Below are 22,123 nucleotides of genomic sequence, written 5' to 3'. Positions count from 1 at the left end.
CGTCAGTTGAGCGACGGGTCGTCCGGATAGGTGGCGACCATCGCGAGCTCGCTCCGCTGGCGGCGCAGCACCGCCCGCCACAGCCGCTCCGGGTCCGGGAAGGACACGTCCCCGGGCTCCGACTCCACCACGTACCAGGCACCCTCGCCGAGCTCCGTCTCCAGCTGGCCCGGGCCCCAGCCGGAGTAGCCCGCGAAGATCCGCAGGCCGCCCAGGGCCGCCGCCAGCAGCTCCGGCGGCATCTCCAGGTCGACCAGCCCGATCGCCCCGTGCACGCGGCGCCAGCCGAGCGGACCCTCCTCGCCCGGGATCACCGCCAGGCCCAGGGCCGAGTCCATGGCCACCGGCCCGCCCTGGAAGACCACCCCGGGGGAGCCGGCCAGGGGCGCCCAGGGCAGCAGGACGTCGCCGACGCCCACGGGGGTCGGCCTGTTCAGGACCACGCCGAGGGAGCCCTGCTCGTCGTGGTCGAGCAGCAGCACGACCGCGCGGTCGAAGTTCGGGTCCGCGAGGGCGGGGGTGGCCACGAGCAGCCGCCCTGTGAGGGAGGACACCTCGGTCATGCCGCCATGATCCCGCACATCGGCCGATTCCGGGGAGCGGGCGGGAAGATCGGATCGATCGCAGCTCAGGGCGCACGGCAGCAGCGAGGAGCGCGCACGGACGGAGTAGGCGGAACGCAACACTCCGCCATGTGGTGGATACGGAGGGTGTTGTGCCGAATTCATGACAGTCCTACGGCCACGTCGGCCTTACGAACAAGGGGGTGATGGCCCTTACCCTTTTCCCTGGCCCCCTGCCCACCCCTCTCCGGAACGCGAGATTCATGACCGGCATCAGTGACGATGTACTGCTTGTCCACGGCGGTACCCCGCTCGAGGGCGAGATCCGTGTCCGTGGTGCGAAGAACCTCGTGCCCAAGGCCATGGTCGCCGCTCTGCTCGGCAGCGAACCCAGCCGGCTGCGCAACGTTCCCGACATCCGTGACGTGCGCGTCGTCCGCGGGCTGCTCCAGCTGCACGGGGTGACGGTCCGTCCCGGCGAGGAGCCGGGCGAGCTCGTGCTCGACCCCACCCACGTCGAGAGCGCGAACGTCGCCGACATCGACGCCCACGCGGGCTCCTCGCGCATCCCGATCCTGTTCTGCGGCCCCCTGCTGCACCGGCTCGGCCACGCCTTCATCCCGGGCCTGGGCGGCTGCGACATCGGCGGCCGGCCGATCGACTTCCACTTCGACGTGCTCCGCCAGTTCGGCGCGACCATCGAGAAGCGCGAGGGCGGCCAGTACCTGGAAGCCCCGCAGCGCCTGCGCGGCTGCAAGATCCGCCTCCCCTACCCGTCGGTCGGCTCGACCGAGCAGGTGCTGCTGACGGCCGTCCTGGCCGAGGGCGTCACCGAGCTCAGCAACGCCGCGGTGGAGCCGGAGATCGAGGACCTCATCTGCGTCCTGCAGAAGATGGGCGCGATCATCTCCGTCGACACCGACCGGACGATCCGGATCACGGGCGTCGACCGCCTCGGCGGTTACAACCACAAGGCCCTCCCGGACCGCCTGGAAGCCGCCTCCTGGGCTTCCGCGGCGCTCGCCACCGGCGGCAACATCTACGTGCGCGGTGCCCAGCAGCGCTCGATGATGACCTTCCTGAACACCTTCCGCCGCGTCGGCGGGGCGTTCGAGATCGACGACGACGGCATCCGCTTCTGGCACCCGGGCGGCCCGCTGAAGGCCATCGCGCTGGAGACGGACGTGCACCCCGGCTTCCAGACCGACTGGCAGCAGCCGCTCGTCGTGGCCCTGACGCAGGCCTCCGGCCTGTCGATCGTCCACGAGACGGTCTACGAGTCCCGGCTCGGCTTCACCTCGGCGCTCAACCAGATGGGTGCTCACATCCAGCTGTACCGCGAGTGCCTGGGCGGCAGCGCCTGCCGCTTCGGCCAGCGCAACTTCCTGCACTCGGCGGTCGTCTCCGGCCCCACCAAGCTGCAGGGCGCCGACCTGGTCATCCCCGACCTGCGCGGCGGATTCTCGTACCTGATCGCGGCCCTGGCCGCCGAGGGCACCTCGCGGGTCCACGGCATCGACCTGATCAACCGCGGCTACGAGAACTTCATGGAGAAGCTCGTGGAACTCGGCGCGAAGGTCGAGCTGCCGGGCGGCGAGCTCGTCTGAGCCCCGCCGCGCGCACGTCGCGGCGGCTCGCGTACGCGGAAGCCCCCCGGTCCCCCACAGGGCCGGGGGGCTTCCGCGTACCCCGGGCCCGCCGCGGCCGGGCCCGAAGGCCCGTACGGCGGCCGCACGGATCCCGTGAGGCCCGTACGGAGCCGCCGGCGGTCCGGCGGGACATGCCGCGGGCATACGTGGGCCCCGCCAGGCCCCTGACGGGCCCTCACAGGGCCTGCCAGGCCCGCGGGGCGGCTCGGGTGCGGCCCCGGCCCGTCCGGCCCCGGACAGACCGAAGGGCGGCCACCCCGCCCGGGGGTGACCGCCCATCGTCGTTCTGCGTACTACTGCCGTTCCAAAGGCCTGCGCGGCCTTCGGCGCCGGGGCAGGACTTACTTGCCCTTGGCGGCTTCCTTGAGCTTGGAGCCCGCGGAGACCTTCACGCTGTAGCCGGCCGGGATCTGGATGGGGTCGCCGGTCTGCGGGTTGCGCGCGGTGCGAGCGGCACGGTGGGTGCGCTCGAAGGTCAGGAAGCCGGGGATGGTGACCTTCTCGTCGCCCTTGGCGACAATCTCGCCGACGGTCTCGGCGAGCGCGGCCAGAACGGCGTCGGCGTCCTTGCGGGTCACCTCGGCGCGCTCGGACAGAGCGGCCACCAGCTCACTGCGGTTCATGTTGTACTCCCGTGTTCAACTTGCCTTAGAGGCGTGAGATCGAAGCCGATGCTGCCAGGGCCCTAGGACAGTCCCCGGACCCGGGTCTGAACGTCAGACCCTCTCGCCCGGTTACGCATCCTGCCCCCACCAGCGGCGGGAAAGCCAATCCGGCACCCGTCGGGGTCACACGAAAAGCGCCACAGTCACGCCGCGGTGACGCTCCGTCCACGCCGTCGCTCACACGCCGCTGCGGACCGCGGACCTCGCGGGCATCCCCGCAACCCTAGAGGCGGCCCGTCGGGCCCGCATCCCGCGACGCGCCGGGATCGGAGCGCCGTGAGGGCCGTCACAGCGGGGCTCAGGCCCCCGCGGCGGCCTTGCGGACGGCGCCCGCGACCGCGCCCGCGACCTTGTCGTTGAACACCGACGGGATGATGTAGTTCGCGTTCAGCTCGTCCTCGCCCACGACGTCCGCCAGCGCGCTCGCGGCGGCCAGCATCATCTCCGTGTTCACGGTGCGGGACTGAGCGTCCAGCAGACCGCGGAAGACACCCGGGAAGACCAGCACGTTGTTGATCTGGTTCGGGAAGTCGGAGCGCCCGGTGGCCACGACGGCGGCGGTCTGGCGGGCGACGGCCGGGTCGACCTCCGGGTCCGGGTTCGCGAGCGCGAACACGATCGCGCCTTCCGCCATCGCGGCGACGTCCTCGCCGGAGAGCACGTTCGGGGCCGAGACGCCGATGAACACGTCGGCGCCGACCACGGCTTCCTTCAGCGTGCCCGTGTAGCCCTCGGGGTTGGTGTTGTCGGCGATCCAGCGCAGCGGGGAGTCCGCGGCCGCGTCGACCAGGTCGGGGCGGTCCGCGTGCACGACGCCGTGGATGTCGGCGCTCACCGCGTTCTTGACGCCCGCGGCGAGGAGCAGCTTGAGGATGGCCGTACCGGCCGCGCCGGCACCCGACATGACGACCTTGACGTCGCCAACTGCCTTGCCCACCACGCGCAGTGCGTTGGTGAGCGCCGCGAGCACGACGATCGCGGTGCCGTGCTGGTCGTCGTGGAAGACGGGGATGTCGAGGGCCTCGCGCAGCCGGGCCTCGATCTCGAAGCAGCGCGGCGCGGAGATGTCCTCCAGGTTGATGCCCGCGAAGCCGGGGGCGATGGCCTTCACGGCGGCCACGATCTCGTCGGGGTCCTGGGTGTCCAGGCAGATCGGCCAGGCGTCGATGTCGGCGAAGCGCTTGAAGAGGGCCGCCTTGCCCTCCATGACCGGCATGGCGGCCATCGGGCCGATGTTGCCCAGGCCCAGCACGGCGGAGCCGTCCGTCACGACTGCGACGGTGTTGCGCTTGATGGTGAGGCGGCGCGCGTCCTCGGGGTTCTCGGCGATCGCCATGCACACGCGGGCCACGCCCGGGGTGTAGATCATGGAGAGGTCGTCACGGTTGCGGATGGGGTGCTTGGACGCCATCTCGATCTTGCCGCCGAGGTGCATCAGGAAGGTGCGGTCGGAGACCTTGCCGAGGCTGACGCCCTCGATGCCGCGCAGCTTCTCGACGATCTCGTCCGCGTGCGCGGTGGAGGTCGCGGCGATGGTCACGTCGATCCGGAGCTTCTCGTGGCCGGATGCGGTCACGTCGAGGCCGGTGACCGATCCGCCGGAGGACTCCACGGCGGTGGTGAGCTGGGAGACCGCGGTTCCGCTCGCGGGCACTTCCAGACGGACCGTCATCGAATACGAGACGCTGGGCGCCGTTGCCATGGCCGTGTTCCTCTTCTGTCCCTGGTTCGCTGTAACACACAGAGCCCCGCTGCACAGCAGGTGCGGCAGGACCTGTTGTCCGATCGTCCCACCTACCAGCCAGTACAAGGTAACCAGCTACAAAATTCGGAAAGACTCTTCCACCATACGAGATACCAGGAGCGTTCGGAATGGTGGGGTCATACGAAACAGGTCCGCGCCCCCCACTGGTGGGGGACGCGGACCTGGTGATTCATACGCTGACGACACCGACCCGCCATGCTCGCCTCGCGGCAAGTGGTCGCTCTGAGCGACGAAGGTTGGGCCCGGGGGCTTGGATCGAGTCGGTGCCGTACCCAGGCTAACAAAGGATCGCCGAATGTGATCCCCCTGCTCGCGTACGTATCGGAGCACCACGCTCCCGGCCGCCGCCCATCCGGACGTACCCGGCCCCGGGCGGCCGGTCCACCGGCAGCCCCTACGGCAGGAGCAGCTCCGCCACCCCGTCCGCGTCCGGCTTGTCCCGCTCGGCCGAGACGACCGTCAGCTGCTGCGTCGCACGCGTCAGCGCCACGTACAGCACCCGCAGACCCGCCGGGGACTCGTCCGCGATCTCCGCCGGGGAGACGACCACCGTGGCGTCGTACTCCAGGCCCTTGGCCTCCAGGCTGCCCAGCGCCACCGCCCGCTCGCCGAGGTCCGCGAGCCACCCCGCGGCCTCCGCGCGCCGGTCCATCGCCACGACCACGCCGACCGTGCCGTCCACCTGCTCCAGCAGCAGCCGGGTCTCCTCCCGGACCGCGGCGGCGAGATCGCCGCCGGCGGCCGTGAAACGGGGCTCCAGGCCCGTGGAGCGCACCGCCGACGGCGGCTCCATGCCGGGCATCGCCAGACGCAGCACGCGGGAGGCCACCTCGGCGACCTCGGCCGGGTTGCGGTAGTTCACCGTGAGCGTGAAGCGCCGCCGCGGCCGGGAGCCCAGGGCCTCGTCCCGGGCCGCGGCCGCCTCCTCCGGGTCCGTCCAGGAGGACTGCGCCGGGTCGCCGACCACCGTCCAGGTGCCGTGCCGGCCCCGGCGGCCCACCATCCGCCACTGCATGGGGGTCAGGTCCTGGGCCTCGTCGACGATGACGTGCGCGTACTCGGTGCGCTCCGCCGCGAGCCGCTCGGCCCGCTCCCACTGGGTCTCCTCGCGGGTCGGCATCAGCTCCTCCAGCCCGCTGAGCTGGTCGAGCGGGTCCATCTCCCGTCTGCGCTTCGGCCGCGCCGGGGCGCCGAGCAGCTGCTGGAGCTCGTCGAGGAGCGCCACGTCGTGCACCGACAGGGGACCCTTGCCGTCGGGGCCCACCCGGCGCAGCGAGCGGGCCAGCTGGCGGCTCTCGCGCGGGTTGAGGTCCCGGCGCGACCAGCGGCCGAGGTGGCGCTCGTCGGCGAGCGCGGCGAGCACCGTGCGCGGGGTCAGCTCGGGCCACCAGGCGTTCAGGAAGCCGATGAAGGCGTCCTCGGTGGAGATGTCCTCGTCGAAGGCGGAGCGCAGTTCGGCGGCCAGCTCCGGGTCGCTGTGCCGGCCGGCGCCGCCGGACTTCGCGTAGAGGGCGTCGAGCAGCAGCTTGCGGGCGCGCGGGCGCAGCAGGTTGACCGGGGCGGTGCCGCCGAGCACGTTCTGCCGGATCCGGTTCAGCTCGTCGGCCTCCAGCTCCTGGCGGCGGCCGAAGGCCACCACGCGCAGCCGGTCGGGGGCGCCGCCGAGCTCCAGCGCGCCGCGTACGGCCTTGCGGAGCACCTTGAGCATCCGGGAGGAGCCCTTGATGCGGGCCACGGCCGGGGAGTCGTAGGTGGTGGCCTCGGCGCCGTCGACGAGCGAGCCCAGCGCCCGGATGGCCACCTGGCCCTCCTCGCCGAGCGAGGGCAGCACGCCCTCGGTGTACGCGACGAGCAGCGGGGTCGGCGAGACGATCAGGATGCCGCCGGAGTAGCGGCGCCGGTCCTGGTAGAGCAGGTAGGCGGCGCGGTGCAGGGCGACGGCGGTCTTTCCGGTACCGGGGCCGCCCGCGACCTCGGCGACGGAGGCGGCGGGGGCCCGGATGACCAGGTCCTGCTCGGCCTGGATCGAGGAGACGATGTCGCGCATGGAGTGCGTGCGGGCCCGGCCGAGGGCGGCCATCAGCGCGCCGTCGCCGATGGCGGGCAGTTCCCGGCCGTCGAGGAAGGCGGTGACCTCGGGGCGCATCAGGTCGTCCTCGACGCCCAGCACCTTGCGGCCCTTGGAGCGGATGACGCGGCGGCGCACGACCCGGCCGGGCTCCTTGGGCGTGGAGCGGTAGAACGGCGCGGCGGCCGGCGCGCGCCAGTCGATGACGAGCGGCGCGTAGTCGGAGTCCAGGACTCCGATGCGGCCGATGTGCAGTGTCTCGGCGATGTCGGCGGTGAGGTCCTCGCGGATCGCGTCGTCGGCGGGCTCGACGGAGGTGTACGCGCCGTCGGCGCCGCGCTCCCCGTCCTTGCCGAGCACCAGGTCGATGCGGCCGAAGAGGAAGTCCTCGAACTCGTTGTTCAGCCGGTTCAGGTGGATACCGGCCCGGAAGACCTGCGCGTCGCGCTCGGCGAGCGCGCCGGGCGTACCCACCTGGCCGCGCTTGGCGGCGTCGTTCATGAGGAACTCGGCCTCGTGGATCTTCTCCTCAAGGCGTCGGTACACCTGGTCGAGATGCGTCTGCTCGACCGCGATCTCCCGATCGCGGACGGAATCCGCCGTGCTGTCGACAGCGGCATTCTGCGCGGCCACCAAGGCCCCCTTCTGACGTGCATGGGCGACCGTCAACCGTACGCGAACCGGCCCCCTGTCCGCACGCCCGTTCCGGAACCGGTCTCGCAGGGTGGTACGTCTCCCACCGGCACCCCTACCCCGCCCCGGCCGCGAGGGCCCGGCGGCGGTGCCGGGCCACGCGCTCCCGGTTCCCGCAGCGCTCGCTGGAGCACCAGCGGCGCCGGTGGCCGCGGGAGGTGTCCAGGTAGACGCGGGTGCAGCCGTCACCCGCGCAGGCCCGCAGCAGGGCCCGGTCGCCGGGGTCGGTCAGCAGCTCCACGGTGTCCCGGGCGACGGCCGCGAGCAGTGCGCCGCACTCCACGCCGCCGCACAACTCCCGTACGAGGTGTCCTTCCTGGTCCCGTACGGCGCACAGCCCCGGGGGTGGTCCGGCGGCCAGCGCGTTGACCCGGGCGAGGGCGTTCTCGTCGGGGTCGGTGCCGACGAGCTCCGCCCGTACGAGCGTTTCCACGTCGGCGCGCAGGGAGCGGAAGGCCGCCGCCCAGTCGGGCCCGACCCGGGCGAGCGGTGTCCGGTCGGGTACCAGGCCGGCGCCGGCGAGCCACAGCCGCAGCTCGTCACCGTCCGGGATGCCCTCGTGGGGGGTGAAGGTGGCCACCAGGTCCAGACAGACCCGCCCGGTATCGAACCGCATGCCGTCAGCCTCCCGTCGTGGGGGTGCCGTACCAGATTGCCGCCCGGCGGGTCACAGCGGAAGCCCCCGAACCGGTGGGTCCACCGTCCCGCTCGCGCGAAGCCCCACCCAGTCCTCGCCGGCGAATCCGGCTACACGATCCGGCCCCGGCGGCAGCGGAACGGCTAGCCGGCCGGAGGCCGGTCGTGGAGGAGGCGCTGGAAGAGGCGGTGGTCGCGCCAGGCGCCGTCGATGTGGAGGTAGCGCGGCGCGAGGCCGAACGGTTCGAAGCCCGCCTTGGCCAGCACCCGCTGCGACGCCAGGTTGTCGACCAGCGTGCTCGCCTCCACCCGGTGCAGGCCCAGCTCGTCGCGGGCTACCCGGCAGACCTCCGCCACGGCCGCCGTGGCCAGGCCCTTGCCGTGCCAGGCCCGGTCGACCCAGTACCCGATGCCGCCGCTGCACAGCGGCCCGTACGCGATCGAGCCGAGATTGATCGCGCCGACGGGCGCCCCGGTGGCCGTCTCGACGAACACGTACGGCACGAGCCGCCCCGCGTCCCGTTCCACGAGGACGCCCTCGATCCGTTCCCGCTGGCCGTCCTCCGTGTAGAAGGCGTCCGGCCGGACCGGCTCGAAGGGCGCCATGAACGCCCGGTTCCGGGCGAACGCCTCGGCCAGCCCGGCGGCGTCGCCGAGCTCGACGCCTCTCATCTCCACCCCGTCAATGATCATCCCGGCACGCTAGCCGAGGACACCCCTGGCCGTCACCGCGTCCGCCGGGACCTCCCCGTACTTGGCCTCGCCGCCCGCGTCCAGCGAGAGCCGGTATCCCCGCTTGACCACCGTCTGGATCAGGTTCGGGGCCCCGAGGGCCACCCGGAGGCGGGCCATCGCCGTCTCCACGGCGTGCTCGTCCCGCCCCGCGCCCGGCAGCGCCCGCAGCAGTTCCGCGCGGGGCACCACCCAGCCCGGCCGCCGCGCCAGCGCCCGCAGCAGGGCCATCCCGGCGGGCGGTACGGGCCGCAGCGCGTCGTCCACCAGGACCGCGTGGCCCCGGATCTCCACCCGGTGCCCGGCCACCGGCAGCACCCGCGCCCGGGCCGGCAGCTCCTTGCAGAGCAACTGCACCAGCGGTCCCAGCCGGAACCGTTCCGGCTGCACCGTGTCCACCCCGTGCGCCTGCAGCGGCAGCGCGGTCACCGGCCCGACGCACGCGGCCAGCAGCCTGCCGCGCAGCGCGTCCAGGACGGCCTCCCGCAGCCCCCGTTCCTCGGCCCGCGACAGCAGCGAGGCCGCCGCCGGCGCCGAGGTGAAGCTGACGGCGTCCACCGCGCCGCCGACGATCGCGTCCAGCAGCCGGTCCAGCGGCGCGATGTCCTCCGGCGCCATCCACCGGTACACCGGGACCACCACCACCTCGGCCCCGCCGGCCCGCAGCGCCTCGACGAAGCCGGGCAGGGGCTCCCCGTGCAGCTGGAGCGCGATCCGCCGGCCGTCGACCCCGTCCGCCAGCAGCCGCTGCAGTACCTCGGCGAGCGATTCGGAGTCCGGGGACCAGGTCTCCACGAGCCCGGCGGCCCGGATGGCGCCCTTCACCTTCGGCCCGCGCGCCAGGAGTTCGGCGGCCCGCAGCCGTTCCAGCAGCTGCTCGCCGACTCCCCACCCGTCGGCCGCCTCGATCCAGCCCCGGAAGCCGATGGCGGTGGTGGCCACGACCACGTCCGGTGCGCAGCCGATCAGTTCCTTCGTCGCGGCCAGCAGCTCGCTGTCGTCGGCGAGCGGCACGATCCGCAGGGCGGGCGCGTGCAGGACCGCCGCCCCGCGGCGGCGCAGCAGCGCGATCAGTTCGTCCGCGCGCCGGGCGGCCGTGACCCCGACGGTGAAGCCCGCGAGCGGGCCGGCGTTCGTGTCCATCGTGACCTGCCTAGAGACGCATGGGGGGCGGTACGGGTGAACCGAGTCTGCCCACACGTCGTGTCGGACTCGGTTCACCCGTATTTCGCCCCGGTTACACCGACGTGAGCTGCGGTTTCGTCTCGACGCCGACTGTGTGGATCACCGGGGCCACCGGGCGGCGAAGGTATACCGCCCAGGTGACCGCGCAGCACAGGGCGTAGAAGCCGAGGAAGGTGACGAAGGCCGTCGTTCCGGAGCCGGAGGTGCGGAACGCCTCCCGGAAGACGAGGTTGATGCCGAGTCCGCCGAGCGCGCCGACCGCCCCGATGAGTCCCATGGAGGCGCCGGAGAGCCGCCGTCCGTACGCGGCCGCGCTCTCGCCGCTCATGCCGCGCGCCAGTGCCTTCGCCTGGAAGATGCCCGGGATCATCTTGTACGTCGATCCGTTGCCGAGGCCGCTCAGCACGAACAGGGCCACGAACCCGACGAGGAAGACCGGCAGCGAGGACCGCTGCGAGGCGAACACCACCACCGAAGTGGCCGCCGCCATCGCCACGAACGTCCCCAGCGTGATGCGCGCCCCGCCGAACCGGTCGGCCAGGGCCCCGCCCACCGGCCGGATCAGCGATCCGAGCAGCGGTCCCATGAAGGTCAGCGAGGCGGCCTGGAGCGGGGTGCGGCCGAACTGGGTCTGGAGCACGAGGCCGAAGGCGAAGCTGTATCCGATGAAGGACCCGAACGTGCCGACGTAGAGGAAGGCCATGATCCAGGTGTGCGCGTCCCGGAGGGCCTCGCGGACCGCGCCGGTGTCGTTGCGCACGGGCGCCAGGTTGTCCATCCGTACGGCCGCCAGGACGGCCGCGGTCACGATCAGCGGGATGTAGGCGGCCAGCAGGTACCGGGGGTGTGCGGCCCCGGCGGTCGCGATGACCAGGAGCCCGGCCAGCTGCACCACGGGTACGCCGATGTTGCCGCCGCCGGCGTTCAGGCCGAGCGCCCAGCCCTTCTTGCGGAGCGGGAAGAAGGCGTTGATGTTGGTCATGGAGGAGGCGAAGTTGCCTCCGCCGACGCCGGTGAGGGCGGCGACGACCAGGAAGGTCCCGTAGGAGGTCCCGGGCTCCATCACGACGATCGCGGCGACCGTCGGCACGAGCAGCAGCACGGCGCTGAAGACGGTCCAGTTCCGGCCGCCGAAGCGGGCGACGGCGAAGGTGTACGGCACCCGTACGAGGCCGCCCACGCAGGTCGCGGTCGCGATCAGGAAGAACTTCCCGGCGGGGTCGATCCCGTACGCGGGGCCCATGAAGAGGACCATCACGGACCAGAGCGACCAGATGGAGAACCCGATGTGTTCGGAGAACACGGAGTAGACGAGGTTGCGGCGGGCGGTCCGCTCGCCGGTCTCCTTCCAGAAGGTCTCGTCCTCGGGGTCCCACCGCTCGATCCAGCGGCCCCCCTTGCGCGGTGCGGTCGTACCGGTCATCACACGCCTCCACAGCTCTCTCGCGTCCGTGGAACGACCGTAGGAACGGCGCGTTTCCGCCCTGGTCCCCGCCGGATGACCGCCGGGAAACCTTGCTCTCACCCGCCGCCGGGGGCGCCTGTGAGCGCGGCCGGGCGCCAGCTCGCCGGGGGCACGTCGAGCCAGCCGCGTGCGGCACCGAGGTCGGCCACCGCCCGGTGCAGGGCTTCGAGCCCGGGGTGGCTGAAGCCCTTCCGCCACACCATGGACAGCGGGGACAGCGGTACGGGGTCGGCCAGCGGCCGTTTCACGGACCCGGGCATGTCGACGAAGTCGACGGTCACCAGCACCGGATGGCCGGTCTTGGCCATGACCCGGCGGAACTCGTCCTTGCCGATGGCCACCGGTGCGGGCGGCGCCATCCGGATGCCCCGCCCGGCGAAGAGTTCGCGGGCGAGTCCGGTCCACTCCAGGGTGCGCGGGTTCCCGGCGCCCGCGTACACGGTCTCCCCGGCGAGCGCGTCCAGCGGTACGGGCGACAGCCCGGCCAGCGGGTGCCCCTCGGGCAGCAGCACGGCGAGCGGCTCGTACCGGACGGGCCGGTGCGCGATGCGCGAGCGCCACACCGGGTCCAGCCCGTCGGCGTACCCGAAGGAGACGTCGAGGCGTCCGGCGACGACCTCGGCGGCGGCGTGGGTCAGCCCGCTCTCCCAGCGGGCCATCAGCTCGCAGTCCGGGGCCAGCTCCCGGGCCCGCTCCAGCACGGTGCGCGCGGTGCTCGGCCCGTCGGTGTTCAGGTCGACGAGGAGCGGCCGGGGCGCGGCGAAGGCGGCGGCGACCGCCTCGTGCGCGGCCAGCACCCGCCGGGCGAGCGGCAGCAGCCGCTCCCCGTCGGGGGTGGGCTCGACGGCACGGGTGGTACGGACGAACAGCGTGGTGCCGAGGGCCTCTTCGAGTCGCCGTACGTCCCGGCTCAGCGCCTGCTGGGCGACGTACAGCCGGGCGGCGGCCCGGGTGAAGTGCAGCTCCTCGGCCACGGCGACGAACCCGCGCAGCAGCCGGGGATCCACATCACGGGGCATCACCCCCGGAGACTAACAACAGATCGGCGTGAATGACCTCCGAACAGGTGTTGGACGGTTCGCCCGGTCCGGGCCGAGGGTGGTGGTCATGCCCCTCATGACCGTCACCGGCACCACCCTCGTCCTGGCCGCCCCGCCCGCCCCCGCCCGCGCTCCCCGGGCCCCTCGCGGCCCGCTGGCCCCCTACCGGCGCCTGTTCGCACGGCCCGGCACCCGCGGCTTCACCGCCGGAAACCTCATCGCCCGTCTCCCCATGGGCATGTTCGGGGTCAGCGCGGTCATGATGATCGCCGGGCAGCGCGGCTCGTACGCCCTCGCCGGCGCGGTCACGGCGACCGGTCTGGCCGCCACCGCGCTGGTGGCGCCGTGGACCGCCCGGCTGGTCGACCGGCACGGCCAGGCCAGGGTCGCCGTCCCGGCCACCCTGATCGCGGTCCTCGGCTCGCTGTCCCTGGTCGTCTGCGTCCGTACCGGCGCCCCCGCCTGGACCCTCTTCGCCTCGTACGCCGCGACCGCGACGACCCCCAACATCGGCGGGATGTCCCGCGCCCGCTGGACGCACCTGCTGGGCGACTCCCCGGCCGCGCACCACACCGCGATGTCCTTCGAGCAGGCCGCCGACGAGCTCTGCTACATGCTCGGCCCGGTCCTGGCGGCCTTCCTGTGCTCGATCGTCCTCCCCGAGGCCGGCACGCTCACCGCGGCCGCCCTGCTGCTCACCGGCATGCTGGTGTTCACCTCCTGCCGCGCCACCCAGCCCCCGGTGACGGCCGGTCCCCGGCGCGGCTCGCCGCTGCGGGCGCTGAGCCCGCTGCTGCCCCTCTTCTTCGCCACGGGAGTGGTCTTCGGCTCGATGGAGATCGCCTCGATCGCCCACCTCGGCGCCCTGGGCCTGGGCGCCGCCTCCGGCCCGGTGCTGGCCCTCCAGGCGGCGGGATCCTGTGCGGCCGGCCTGCTCTACGGCACGATGCGCCCGCTCGGCCTGCGCACCTGCCTGGCCGCCATGGCCGGCGCGATGACGCTGCCCTGGCTCGCGGCGGCCACGGGCTCCCTGCTCCCCCTGGCCTTCGCCCTGCTGCTGGCGGGCATGGCCACGGCCCCGACGATGGTGACGGCGATGTCCCGCGTCCACGCGCTCACCCCGGAGGGCCGCCTCAACGAGGGCATGACCCTCGCGGTCACCGCCATCTTCGCGGGCATCTCCCTGGGCGCGGCCACGGCCGGCACCCTGGTCGACCACCTGGGCCCGTCGGCGTCCTACGCCCTCCCGGCGGCAGCGGCCCTCGCGGCTCTCGCGACCGTCACGCGTACCAGGTGATACGGCAGCCGGCATGACAAAGGCCCCGCAGCCTTGAGGCCGCGGGGCCTGTGCCCACATGGGATGAGTGGAGATGGCGGGAATCGAACCCGCGTCCAACGGTGCAGAAGCAGGGCTTCTCCGAGCGCAGTCCGCTGCGCTTTTCTCGGCCCCGGAGATCACACGGACAAGTCTCCGACGGGCTCAGTCACTGTTTGATTTCCCTCCAACCCCCGTGACCGGGGCTAGAGGTTTAGATCCCTCATTGACGCCAGGATCCGGACCGGGACCACTTCCGGGCTGACGCTCCTCACAGAGGCTTCAGCTCACTGTTATTAGGCAGCGAGGGTGAAGCGGGAGTTATCGCTCTTGGAGTTGGCGATTATTGTTTGCGACATGTGGTTAGCGAGATCATTGCCGCTTCCTCGGCTCGCTTCCCCTGCATCGACATCCGCTGTCGAAACCGATCATCCCCATGTTTTTTTAACAAAGTGCTCCACCCCGGGGGGCGGTGCTGACGCCATGGTACGCGAAGTGGACCACCGCGTGCCAGGTGATTAAACCGTGCCGCGCTGCTTGCGACGGATGGCCGAGATCGTCCGGTTCGTCTCGCGGGTGTCCTGCTTCTCCCGCATGGTCTGCCGCTTGTCGTACTCCTTCTTGCCCTTCGCCAGCGCGATCTCGACCTTCGCGCGGCCGTCCTTGAAGTACAGCGAGAGGGGCACGATCGTGTGACCCGCCTCGTCCGCCTTGCGCTCCAGCTTGTCGATCTCCTCGCGGTGCATGAGGAGCTTGCGCTTGCGCCGGGCGCTGTGGTTGGTCCAGGTGCCCTGGCTGTACTCCGGCACGTGCACGTTGTAGAGCCAGGCCTCCCCGCTCTCCACCGACACGAAGCCGTCCACCAGCGAGGCCCGGCCCTGGCGCATGGACTTGACCTCGGTGCCCGTGAGCACGAGACCGCACTCGTAGGTGTCGAGGATCGCGTAGTCGTGCCGCGCCTTCTTGTTCTGGGCGATCAGCTTGCGCCCTTTTTCCTTAGCCATAGTGCGGTCATTTTCGCACTACGGACCCACCCCGAGGCCACCCAATACCGTGACGGCCCGCTCCTCGACCGCCTCGCCCGCCGCCACGTCCGGGGTGATGCCGTCGCCGTCCAGGCTCCGGCCCGCCGGTGTGCGGTACGTGCCCACCGTCAGCTCGGCCACCGAGCCGTCCGGGAGTTCGGTCGGCATCTGCACCGAGCCCTTGCCGAAGGTCCGGCTGCCCACCGCCACCGCCCGGCCCCGGTCCTGCAAGGCGCCCGTCACCAGTTCGGCCGCGCTCATCGTGCCGCCGTCGACCAGTGCCACCAGCGGCCGGGTGGTGTCCCCGCCCTTGGCCGCGTACAGGACCCGCTGGTCGCCCCGTACGTCGTAGGTGGCCACGAGCCCGCCGTCGAGGAACGCGGAGGCGGCGGTGACCGCCTCGGTGACCAGGCCGCCCGGATTGCCGCGCAGGTCGAGCACGACCCCCTCGCCGGTCGGGGCCGCGCGGACGGCGGCCTTGACGCGCTCGCCGGAACCACGGGTGAAGGAGGCGACCTTGATGACCGTGACCCCGTCCGGGCGCTGCCGTACGGTCACCGGCTCGGTACGCAGCTGCTCGCGGCGGACGGTCTCGGTGAGGTCGGCGCCGTCCCGGCTCAGGTTCAGTACGACGGGGGTGCCGGCGTCGCCGCGCAGCAGGGCGACCACGTCGGTCACCGCGAGGCCGGTCACGGCGTGCCCGTCGACGCTCAGCAGCCGGTCCCCTGCGCGCAGTCCGACCCGGGCCGCGGGGCTGCCGGGCTGGACCCGGTCGACCTTGATGACGCCGTCGGGGGCCCGCCCGGCCCACACTCCGACGCCCGTCCAGCGGCCGTCGAGGCCCTCGGCGAAGGCGGCGTACTCACCCTGGTCGTAGACGGTGCCCCAGCGGTCGCCGCTGCGGCTGACGACCTCCTGGGCCGCCTTCTTCCCGGACTTCCCCTCGGCGACGGCCTCGGCGACGGCGCGGGCGACCGCCTCGCGGTCGGCGGTGCCCGACTCGTGCGGGGCCTCGGGCGCGGGGGCTCCCGACAGCGCCGCGGCGGCCGCGGCGCCCTCCTCGCGGTCCCAGCAGCCGGTGTACGCACCGACGCCGACGGCGGTGAGGAAGGCCATCGTCAGAACGGGCCCGCGACGCAGGTCGCGGGGCCGGAGACACAAGGCGGGAATACTCGGCAAGCCCAGCATGGCGCCGAGTCTAGGACAAGCCCCGCGGCGGTACGGGTGGTTGGCCGTACCGCTCACGGGGCGCTTGTCACACCTTCAGGTACTTGCGCAGGGCGATGAAGGCGGCCAGGGAGGGCATCAGGAGGCCGATGAAGAGCACGTACGGGAGCTTGGCCAGCACCGATCCCCAGCCCATGAAGTCGATGAGCTGGATCTTGTCCCGCAGGCCGACGCCGTGGTCGATCACGAAGTACTGGCCGGAGGCCAGCATGCCGCAGGCGAAGAGCGCACCGATGAGGCCGGCGACGGCCGCCTCCATGATGAACGGGACCTGGATGTAGAAGCTGGAGGCGCCCACCAGCCGCATGATCCCCGTCTCACGCCTCCGGCTGAAGGCGGAGACGCGCACGGTGTTGACGATCAGCAGCAGCGCCACGATCAGCATGATCAGCATGATGCCGAGCGCCGCCATGTTGAGGTAGTTGAGGATCCGGAAGAGATCGTCGATGGCCTGGCGCTGGTCGTCGACGGTGTGGATGCCGTCACGGCCGACGAAGGCGGAGGTGACGACCTTGTACTTCTCCGGGTCCTTCAGCTTGACCCGGAAGGACTCCTGCATCTGGTCCGGGGTGATGGAGGAGGCGAGTGCCGTGTTGCCGAACCGCTCCTGGTAGTGCTTGTACGCCTCGTCCGCCGACTCGTAGGCGACGGACTTCACCAGGGACATCTGCTTGAGCTCGGACTCGATCTGCTTCTTCTGCTCCTCGGTCACCGCACCCTTGGCGCAGGTGGTGACGCCCGTGGAGACCGCCGCCGAGCCGTCGGCCTTCTTGGCGGCGGCCTCGCTCGCCTCCACGGCGTCCTGCTTGTTGCAGAGGTAGATCGAGACGTTGGCCTTGTCGTACCAGAAGCCCTTCATCTTGCTCACCTGCTCGCTCATGAGCATGGAGCCGCCGAACAGGGCCAGGGAGAGACCCACGGAGATGATGACCGCGAAGGTCATGGTGAGATTGCGCCGGAGACCGACGCCGATCTCCGACATGACGAACTGGGCGCGCATTGCGTCTCAGGGACCTTTCAGTGCTGGTAGCCGTAGACGCCGCGCGACTGGTCGCGCACGAGTCGGCCCTGTTCGAGTTCGATGACGCGCTTGCGCATCTGGTCGACGATCTGCTGGTCGTGGGTGGCCATGATCACCGTGGTGCCGGTCCGGTTGATCCGGTCCAGCAGCTTCATGATCCCGACCGAGGTCTGCGGGTCGAGGTTGCCGGTGGGCTCGTCCGCGATCAGCAGGGCGGGGCGGTTGACGAAGGCGCGGGCGATGGCCACGCGCTGCTGCTCACCGCCGGAGAGCTCGCCCGGCATCCGCTCCTCCTTCCCGCCCAGACCCACGAGTTCGAGGACCTGCGGGACGGCCTTGCGGATCTCGCCCCGCGGCTTGCCGATGACCTCCTGCGCGAAGGCCACGTTCTCGGCCACCGTCTTGTTGGGCAGCAGGCGGAAGTCCTGGAAGACGGTCCCCAGCTGGCGCCGCATCTGCGGAACCTTCCAGTTGGAGAGCTTGGCGAGGTCCTTGCCCAGGACGTGCACCTGGCCGTGGCTCGCCCGCTCCTCGCGCAGGATGAGCCGCAGGAAGGTGGACTTGCCGGAGCCGGAGGAGCCGACCAGGAAGACGAACTCGCCCTTCGCGATGTCGAGGGAGACTTCCCTCAGTGCGGGACGGCTCTGCTTCGGGTAGGACTTGGAGACACTGTCGAATCGGATCACGGGTGCACCACGGTCGCCGGGAGTAGGTGTGCGTGACCATACGCGAACGGGCGCGAGGTGTGGACCCGGCCTCCGGACTTGCCCGATTTATCCCGGGGTCCGGGCGCCCGGGATCGTGATTGCCCGGACGGGCCGCGCCGAATGTCGGCGAAGCTGGCACAGTGGTAGGGGGAACGGTCTGGTTCCCCGTGCCGTTATAGGCAGCAGAAGACCGAGGGGACGAGAGGAGGAGCGCATGACATATGACCGGCTCGTGTGCGCGAACTGCGCCGCACCCGTCAGCCAGGGCCGCTGCCCGGTGTGCCGGGCGAACCGGGAGCGCCTCCAGCAGGAGGGCCCCTTCTCCGGCCTGAATCCCGTGACGCTCATCGTGCTCATGGTGATCCTCGTGACAGCTCTGGCACTGGTGGCCCAGCACACCGCCTAGAGGCCTTGAGGGTGTCCTGACCGCCCGGCCGTGGGGCTAGCGGTGGGCCCGCGCCACGTACCGATCACACGACGCGGCAACGCGAGAAGGGCCCGGACACCAGGTGTCCGGGCCCTTCCGCGTGTCCACGTGCCGTGGGCGTCCCGCTCGGTTACGCGGTCTGCTCCTGCTGCTTGCGCCAGCGGATTCCGGCCTCCAGGAAGCCGTCGATCTCGCCGTCGAGCACCGCCTGCGGGTTGCCGACCTCGAACTCCGTCCGCAGGTCCTTGACCATCTGGTACGGGTGCAGGACGTAGGACCGCATCTGGTTGCCCCAGGAGCTTCCGCCGTCCTTGAGGGCGTCCATCTTGTCCTTCTCCTCCTGGCGGCGCCGCTCCAGCAGCTTGGCCTGGAGCACGTTCATCGCACTGGCCTTGTTCTGGATCTGCGAGCGCTCGTTCTGGCAGGAGACGACGATGCCGGTCGGGATGTGCGTGATGCGCACCGCCGAGTCGGTGGTGTTGACGCCCTGGCCGCCGGGGCCGGAGGCGCGGTAGACGTCGACGCGCAGCTCGGCCTCGTCGATCTCGACGTGGTCGCTGGTCTCCACGACCGGGAGCACCTCGACGCCCGCGAAGGAGGTCTGGCGGCGGCCCTGGTTGTCGAAGGGCGAGATGCGCACGAGGCGGTGGGTGCCCTGCTCGACGGAGAGGGTGCCGTAGGCGTACGGGGCCTTGACGACGAAGGTGGTCGACTTGATGCCGGCCTCTTCCGCGTACGAGGTCTCGTAGATCTCGGTCGAGTAGCCGTGGCGCTCCGCCCAGCGCAGGTACATGCGCTGGAGGCGCTCGGCGAAGTCGGAGGCGTCGACGCCGCCGGCCTCGGCCCGGATGTTGACCAGGGCCTCGCGCTCGGCGTACTCGCCGGAGAGCAGGGTCCGGACCTCCATCTCGTCCAGCGCCTTGCGGACGGAGACGAGCTCGGCCTCGGCCTCGGCCAGGGTGTCCGCGTCGTCCATCTCCTGGGCGAGGTCGAAGAGGACCGCGAGGTCGTCGATGCGCCCCCGCAGGGTCTCTGTCTTGCGGACCTCCGCCTGGAGGTGCGAAAGCTTGCTCGTGATCTTCTGAGCGGCCTCCGGGTCGTCCCACAGGGACGGCGCGGCGGCCTGCTCCTCAAGCACGGCGATATCTGCCCTCAGCTTGTCGAGGTCCAGGACGGCCTCGATCGACCCCATGGTCGAGGAGAGGGACTTCAGCTCTTCGGAAACATCGACGACTGCCACGGGTCCAGCGTAGCCGGTCCCCGGACAACGCCGTCCGGGCAGGCTGAATCACCCGTACTGATGAGGGATCGTACGGGCGTACGCTCTCCGTATGACCGTTCTCCTCGTCAAGCGCCGCCATGTCGACCACATGCGTGTCACGACGACGAGCTGTCCGCCGCCGGACCGAACCCAAGCCTGATCCACCACGATCCGACTTGGTCCTGTACGCGGCACCCGTGGCACCGGCACCATCCATGCCGGAGACCATCCCCCCGCCCGCGGCCCCCACCACCTCTGGGGAACAGGACCCCGTGACATCCGAAACGGAGCCGTCATGCCGTCCGCGCACACTCTCCCGGTCCTGGACCTCTCCCAGGCCGACGACCCGGCCCAGCGGGCCGACTTCCTGAAGAAGCTGCACGCAGCAGCCAGGGACACCGGTTTCCTGCACCTGACCGGCCACGGAGTCACCGCCGCCGAGAGCGCCCGCATCCTCGACCTGACCAAGGCCTTCTTCGCCCTCCCGGAAGCCGACCGGCTCGCCGTCAGCAATCTGAACTCCCCGCACTTCCGCGGCTACACCCGGATCGGCCACGAGCTGACCGGCGGCGCCTCCGACTGGCGGGACCAGCTGGACGTGGGCGCGGAGCGCCCGGCGCCGGTCGTGGGGCCGGACGACCCGGCGTTCCTGTGGCTGGAGGGCCCGAACCAGTGGCCCGCCGCCCTCCCGGAGCTCCGTACGGTGGTCCTGGACTGGCAGTCCCGGCTCGCCGCGGTCGCCCACCGCCTGCTCCAGGAGCTCCTCGTGGCGATCGGCGCCCCGGCGGACTTCTTCGACGAGGCCTTCGCGGACCGCCCGCACCTGCACACCAAGCTGATCCGCTACCCGGGATCGGCCCCCTCCGGCGCCGACCAGGGGGTCGGCGCCCACAAGGACTACGGGTTCCTGACGCTCCTGCTGCAGGACTCGGTGGGCGGCCTCCAGGTGGTCCGGGACGGCGGCTACGTGGACGTACCGCCGATGCCGGGCGCCTTCGTGGTGAACCTGGGCGAGCTGCTGGAGATCGCGACCGAGGGCTACCTGACGGCGACGGACCACCGGGTGGTCAGCCCGCCCGGCGCGGTGGAGCGGTACTCGGTGCCGTTCTTCTACAACCCGCGGCTGGACGCGGTGATCGAGACCGTTCCGGGCGAGTACCTGCGCTCCGCGCCCGGTGTCGCGCACGACGACTCGAACCCTCTGCACGCCGAGTACGGCCGCAACGAACTGAAGGGCTGGGTCCGCGCCCACCCGGCCGTGGCGCGGCGCTGGCACCCGGAACTGGCCACGGTGTAGCCGTCCCGGGCCACAGGGCGGAGCCTTCCGGGCTCCGCCCGGACCCGCGCCTCAAACGCCGGCGAGGCTGAATTCGGCCACCCCGACCGCGGCGCCGCACCCGGCGGCTAGCGCTTCGCCGGGACCGACTGCTTGCTGTCCTGCGGGGGCGGGGCCTCGTCGCCCGAGACGGCCACCCACGTGCCCAGACCGACGGCCGCGGCCAGGGCCAGGGCCGACACCGACAGAACCAGGCGGCGCTTGCGGGCCGCCTCCGCACGGTGCCGCGCCGAGCCCGGGCGGTGGCCGCCCGCGGGGCGCGGTACGCGGGCGGTGCCCAGCGCCCCGCCCGCCAGCTCGTCCGGCCCCGGCACGCGCATCGAGGTGTGGGTGTCCCGGTTGGAGTCGGTCGCCGAGCCCGGCACCAGCGGGACCACGCCCCGCCGCCGGACCGGGTCGGCCACCGGTTCCTCCGAGGGCTCGGGGTCCGGATCCGCGTCGTCCGGCTCGTCCACGTCCAGCGGCGGCATCCCCGCCAGCAGCGGCAGCAGGTCCCGCAGCCGGACCGACAGCTCCGAGGCCCGCAGCCGCGAGGCCGGGGCCTTGGCCAGACACTGCACGACGAGCTGCCACAGCTCGTCGGGGATCCCCGGCAGCGGGACCACGGTCTCCGTCACGTGCCGCCGCAGGACCGCGCCCGGGTGGCCCCCGCCGAAGGGGGTGAATCCGGCCAGCAGCTCGTACAGGACCGTGGCCAGGGCATATATGTCCACCGCGGCCCGCGGGGGCAGGCCCTCGACGATCTCGGGCGCCAGGTAGTCCGGGGTGCCGATGATCCGGGTCGTCGGGGCCGAGGCCCGGCCCGTGGCGGCCCGCCGGGGGGAGTCGATCAGCTTGGCCACGCCGAAGTCGGTCAGCAGCGCCGGGTGCGAGCCGCCGGGGCCGAGCGGTCCCTGCATGTCGAGCAGGACGTTCTCCGGCTTGACGTCCCGGTGGACGACCCCCGCCGCGTGCGCCGCGGCCAGCGCGTCGGCGACGTCCGCGACGATCGCCACGGCCGCCTCGGGGGCGAGCCGCCGTTCGCGGTCGAGGCGCGTGCGCAGGTCCGTACCGCGGACGAGGTCCATGACGAGGGCGAGGTCGTTGCCGTCCACGACGAGGTCGCGGACGGAGACGACGTGCGGATGCTCCAGGCCGAGCAGCGCGCTGCGCTCCTGGACGAACCGTCCGACGAGTTCCTGGTCGGACGCGAGGTCCTCGCGCAGCAGTTTGACGGCGACGGGCCCGTCAGGCCCCTCGCCCAGCCACACCGTGCCCGCGCTGCCGCGCCCCAGGATCTGGTGCGCGGTGTACCGGCTGCCGATCTTCCGTGCCACGACTGCTCCCTCAGCGGCTGGCGTACG

Annotated in this window: 19 protein-coding genes and 1 other RNA gene; 4 read left to right on the top strand and 16 right to left on the bottom strand. The window is 72.0% G+C overall.

Annotated features, from left to right (window positions below; all coding sequences use genetic code 11):
- Positions 1–2 precede the first annotated feature (2 nt).
- Positions 3–563: a YqgE/AlgH family protein gene (locus Sspor_RS26535; RefSeq protein ID WP_202201367.1), complete on the bottom strand. Its 561-nt coding sequence runs from the start codon at positions 561–563 to the stop codon at positions 3–5.
- Between the two features lie 263 nt (positions 564–826).
- Between Sspor_RS26535 and murA the strand changes: the two genes are divergently transcribed.
- Positions 827–2,170 carry a UDP-N-acetylglucosamine 1-carboxyvinyltransferase gene (gene murA / locus Sspor_RS26530; protein ID WP_202201366.1) on the top strand — a complete coding sequence of 448 codons (1,344 nt, stop codon included), beginning with the start codon at positions 827–829 and terminating at the stop codon, positions 2,168–2,170.
- 383 nt (positions 2,171–2,553) lie between these two features.
- On the opposite strand, the gene Sspor_RS26525 is transcribed toward murA, so the two are convergent.
- The 8 genes from Sspor_RS26525 to Sspor_RS26490 form a co-directional block, all read right to left on the bottom strand.
- On the bottom strand, positions 2,554–2,835 hold the full coding sequence (locus tag Sspor_RS26525) for an HU family DNA-binding protein (protein ID WP_007264399.1): 282 nt from the start codon (positions 2,833–2,835) through the stop codon (positions 2,554–2,556).
- Positions 2,836–3,175: 340 nt separating this feature from the next.
- On the bottom strand, positions 3,176–4,579 hold the full coding sequence (locus Sspor_RS26520) for an NAD-dependent malic enzyme (protein ID WP_030769711.1): 1,404 nt from the start codon (positions 4,577–4,579) through the stop codon (positions 3,176–3,178).
- Positions 4,580–5,036: 457 nt separating this feature from the next.
- Positions 5,037–7,343 (bottom strand): HelD family protein, encoded by a 2,307-nt coding sequence (locus Sspor_RS26515; RefSeq protein ID WP_202201365.1) that lies wholly within the window; start codon positions 7,341–7,343, stop codon positions 5,037–5,039.
- 115 nt (positions 7,344–7,458) lie between these two features.
- Positions 7,459–8,019: a CGNR zinc finger domain-containing protein gene (locus Sspor_RS26510; protein WP_202201364.1), complete on the bottom strand. Its 561-nt coding sequence runs from the start codon at positions 8,017–8,019 to the stop codon at positions 7,459–7,461.
- Positions 8,020–8,183: 164 nt separating this feature from the next.
- Positions 8,184–8,732: a GNAT family N-acetyltransferase gene (locus Sspor_RS26505; RefSeq protein WP_202201363.1), complete on the bottom strand. Its 549-nt coding sequence runs from the start codon at positions 8,730–8,732 to the stop codon at positions 8,184–8,186.
- Between the two features lie 9 nt (positions 8,733–8,741).
- Positions 8,742–9,914: a uroporphyrinogen-III synthase gene (locus Sspor_RS26500; RefSeq protein WP_202201362.1), complete on the bottom strand. Its 1,173-nt coding sequence runs from the start codon at positions 9,912–9,914 to the stop codon at positions 8,742–8,744.
- A 94-nt stretch (positions 9,915–10,008) separates the two neighbouring features.
- Positions 10,009–11,379, bottom strand: coding sequence for a nitrate/nitrite transporter (locus tag Sspor_RS26495; RefSeq protein ID WP_202201361.1), 1,371 nt, complete (start codon positions 11,377–11,379; stop codon positions 10,009–10,011).
- A gap of 98 nt (positions 11,380–11,477) precedes the next feature.
- The gene (locus tag Sspor_RS26490) at positions 11,478–12,440 is read right to left on the bottom strand and encodes a LysR family transcriptional regulator (RefSeq protein WP_202201360.1); all 963 of its coding nucleotides are present in this window, start codon (positions 12,438–12,440) and stop codon (positions 11,478–11,480) included.
- 97 nt (positions 12,441–12,537) lie between these two features.
- Between Sspor_RS26490 and Sspor_RS26485 the strand changes: the two genes are divergently transcribed.
- Entirely contained in the window at positions 12,538–13,758 is a 1,221-nt protein-coding gene (locus Sspor_RS26485) for an MFS transporter (protein ID WP_237404379.1), read from the top strand.
- A 65-nt stretch (positions 13,759–13,823) separates the two neighbouring features.
- Here the strand turns inward: Sspor_RS26485 and ssrA are convergent.
- From ssrA to ftsE, 5 genes are all read right to left on the bottom strand, one after another.
- Positions 13,824–14,212, bottom strand: a transfer-messenger RNA (tmRNA) gene (ssrA, locus tag Sspor_RS26480).
- Positions 14,213–14,294: 82 nt separating this feature from the next.
- Positions 14,295–14,780: an SsrA-binding protein SmpB gene (gene smpB, locus Sspor_RS26475; RefSeq protein ID WP_030724210.1), complete on the bottom strand. Its 486-nt coding sequence runs from the start codon at positions 14,778–14,780 to the stop codon at positions 14,295–14,297.
- Between the two features lie 18 nt (positions 14,781–14,798).
- The gene (locus Sspor_RS26470; protein WP_237404035.1) at positions 14,799–15,917 is read right to left on the bottom strand and encodes a S41 family peptidase; all 1,119 of its coding nucleotides are present in this window, start codon (positions 15,915–15,917) and stop codon (positions 14,799–14,801) included.
- 139 nt (positions 15,918–16,056) lie between these two features.
- Entirely contained in the window at positions 16,057–17,028 is a 972-nt protein-coding gene (ftsX, locus tag Sspor_RS26465) for a permease-like cell division protein FtsX (protein ID WP_202201358.1), read from the bottom strand.
- 17 nt (positions 17,029–17,045) lie between these two features.
- Entirely contained in the window at positions 17,046–17,735 is a 690-nt protein-coding gene (ftsE, locus tag Sspor_RS26460; protein WP_030011324.1) for a cell division ATP-binding protein FtsE, read from the bottom strand.
- 235 nt (positions 17,736–17,970) lie between these two features.
- Between ftsE and Sspor_RS26455 the strand changes: the two genes are divergently transcribed.
- Positions 17,971–18,162, top strand: a complete 192-nt coding sequence (locus Sspor_RS26455) for a hypothetical protein (RefSeq protein ID WP_202201357.1) — start codon at positions 17,971–17,973, stop codon at positions 18,160–18,162.
- 151 nt (positions 18,163–18,313) lie between these two features.
- Here Sspor_RS26455 and prfB read toward each other — a convergent pair whose 3' ends face one another.
- On the bottom strand, positions 18,314–19,423 hold the full coding sequence (gene prfB, locus Sspor_RS26450; RefSeq protein WP_202201356.1) for a peptide chain release factor 2: 1,110 nt from the start codon (positions 19,421–19,423) through the stop codon (positions 18,314–18,316).
- 316 nt (positions 19,424–19,739) lie between these two features.
- Here prfB and Sspor_RS26445 point away from each other — a divergent pair, with 316 nt between their 5' ends.
- Positions 19,740–20,741 carry an isopenicillin N synthase family dioxygenase gene (locus Sspor_RS26445; RefSeq protein ID WP_202201355.1) on the top strand — a complete coding sequence of 334 codons (1,002 nt, stop codon included), beginning with the start codon at positions 19,740–19,742 and terminating at the stop codon, positions 20,739–20,741.
- A gap of 107 nt (positions 20,742–20,848) precedes the next feature.
- Here the strand turns inward: Sspor_RS26445 and Sspor_RS26440 are convergent, their stop codons facing one another.
- Positions 20,849–22,096, bottom strand: coding sequence for a serine/threonine-protein kinase (locus Sspor_RS26440; RefSeq protein ID WP_202201354.1), 1,248 nt, complete (start codon positions 22,094–22,096; stop codon positions 20,849–20,851).
- Positions 22,097–22,123: the final 27 nt, after the last annotated feature.

Origin of the sequence: Streptomyces spororaveus (assembly GCF_016755875.1) — a bacterium.
GTDB lineage: Bacteria > Actinomycetota > Actinomycetes > Streptomycetales > Streptomycetaceae > Streptomyces > Streptomyces spororaveus.
Note: the sequence above shows the minus strand (reverse complement) of the source record. Positions and strands in the feature narration are given on the sequence as shown.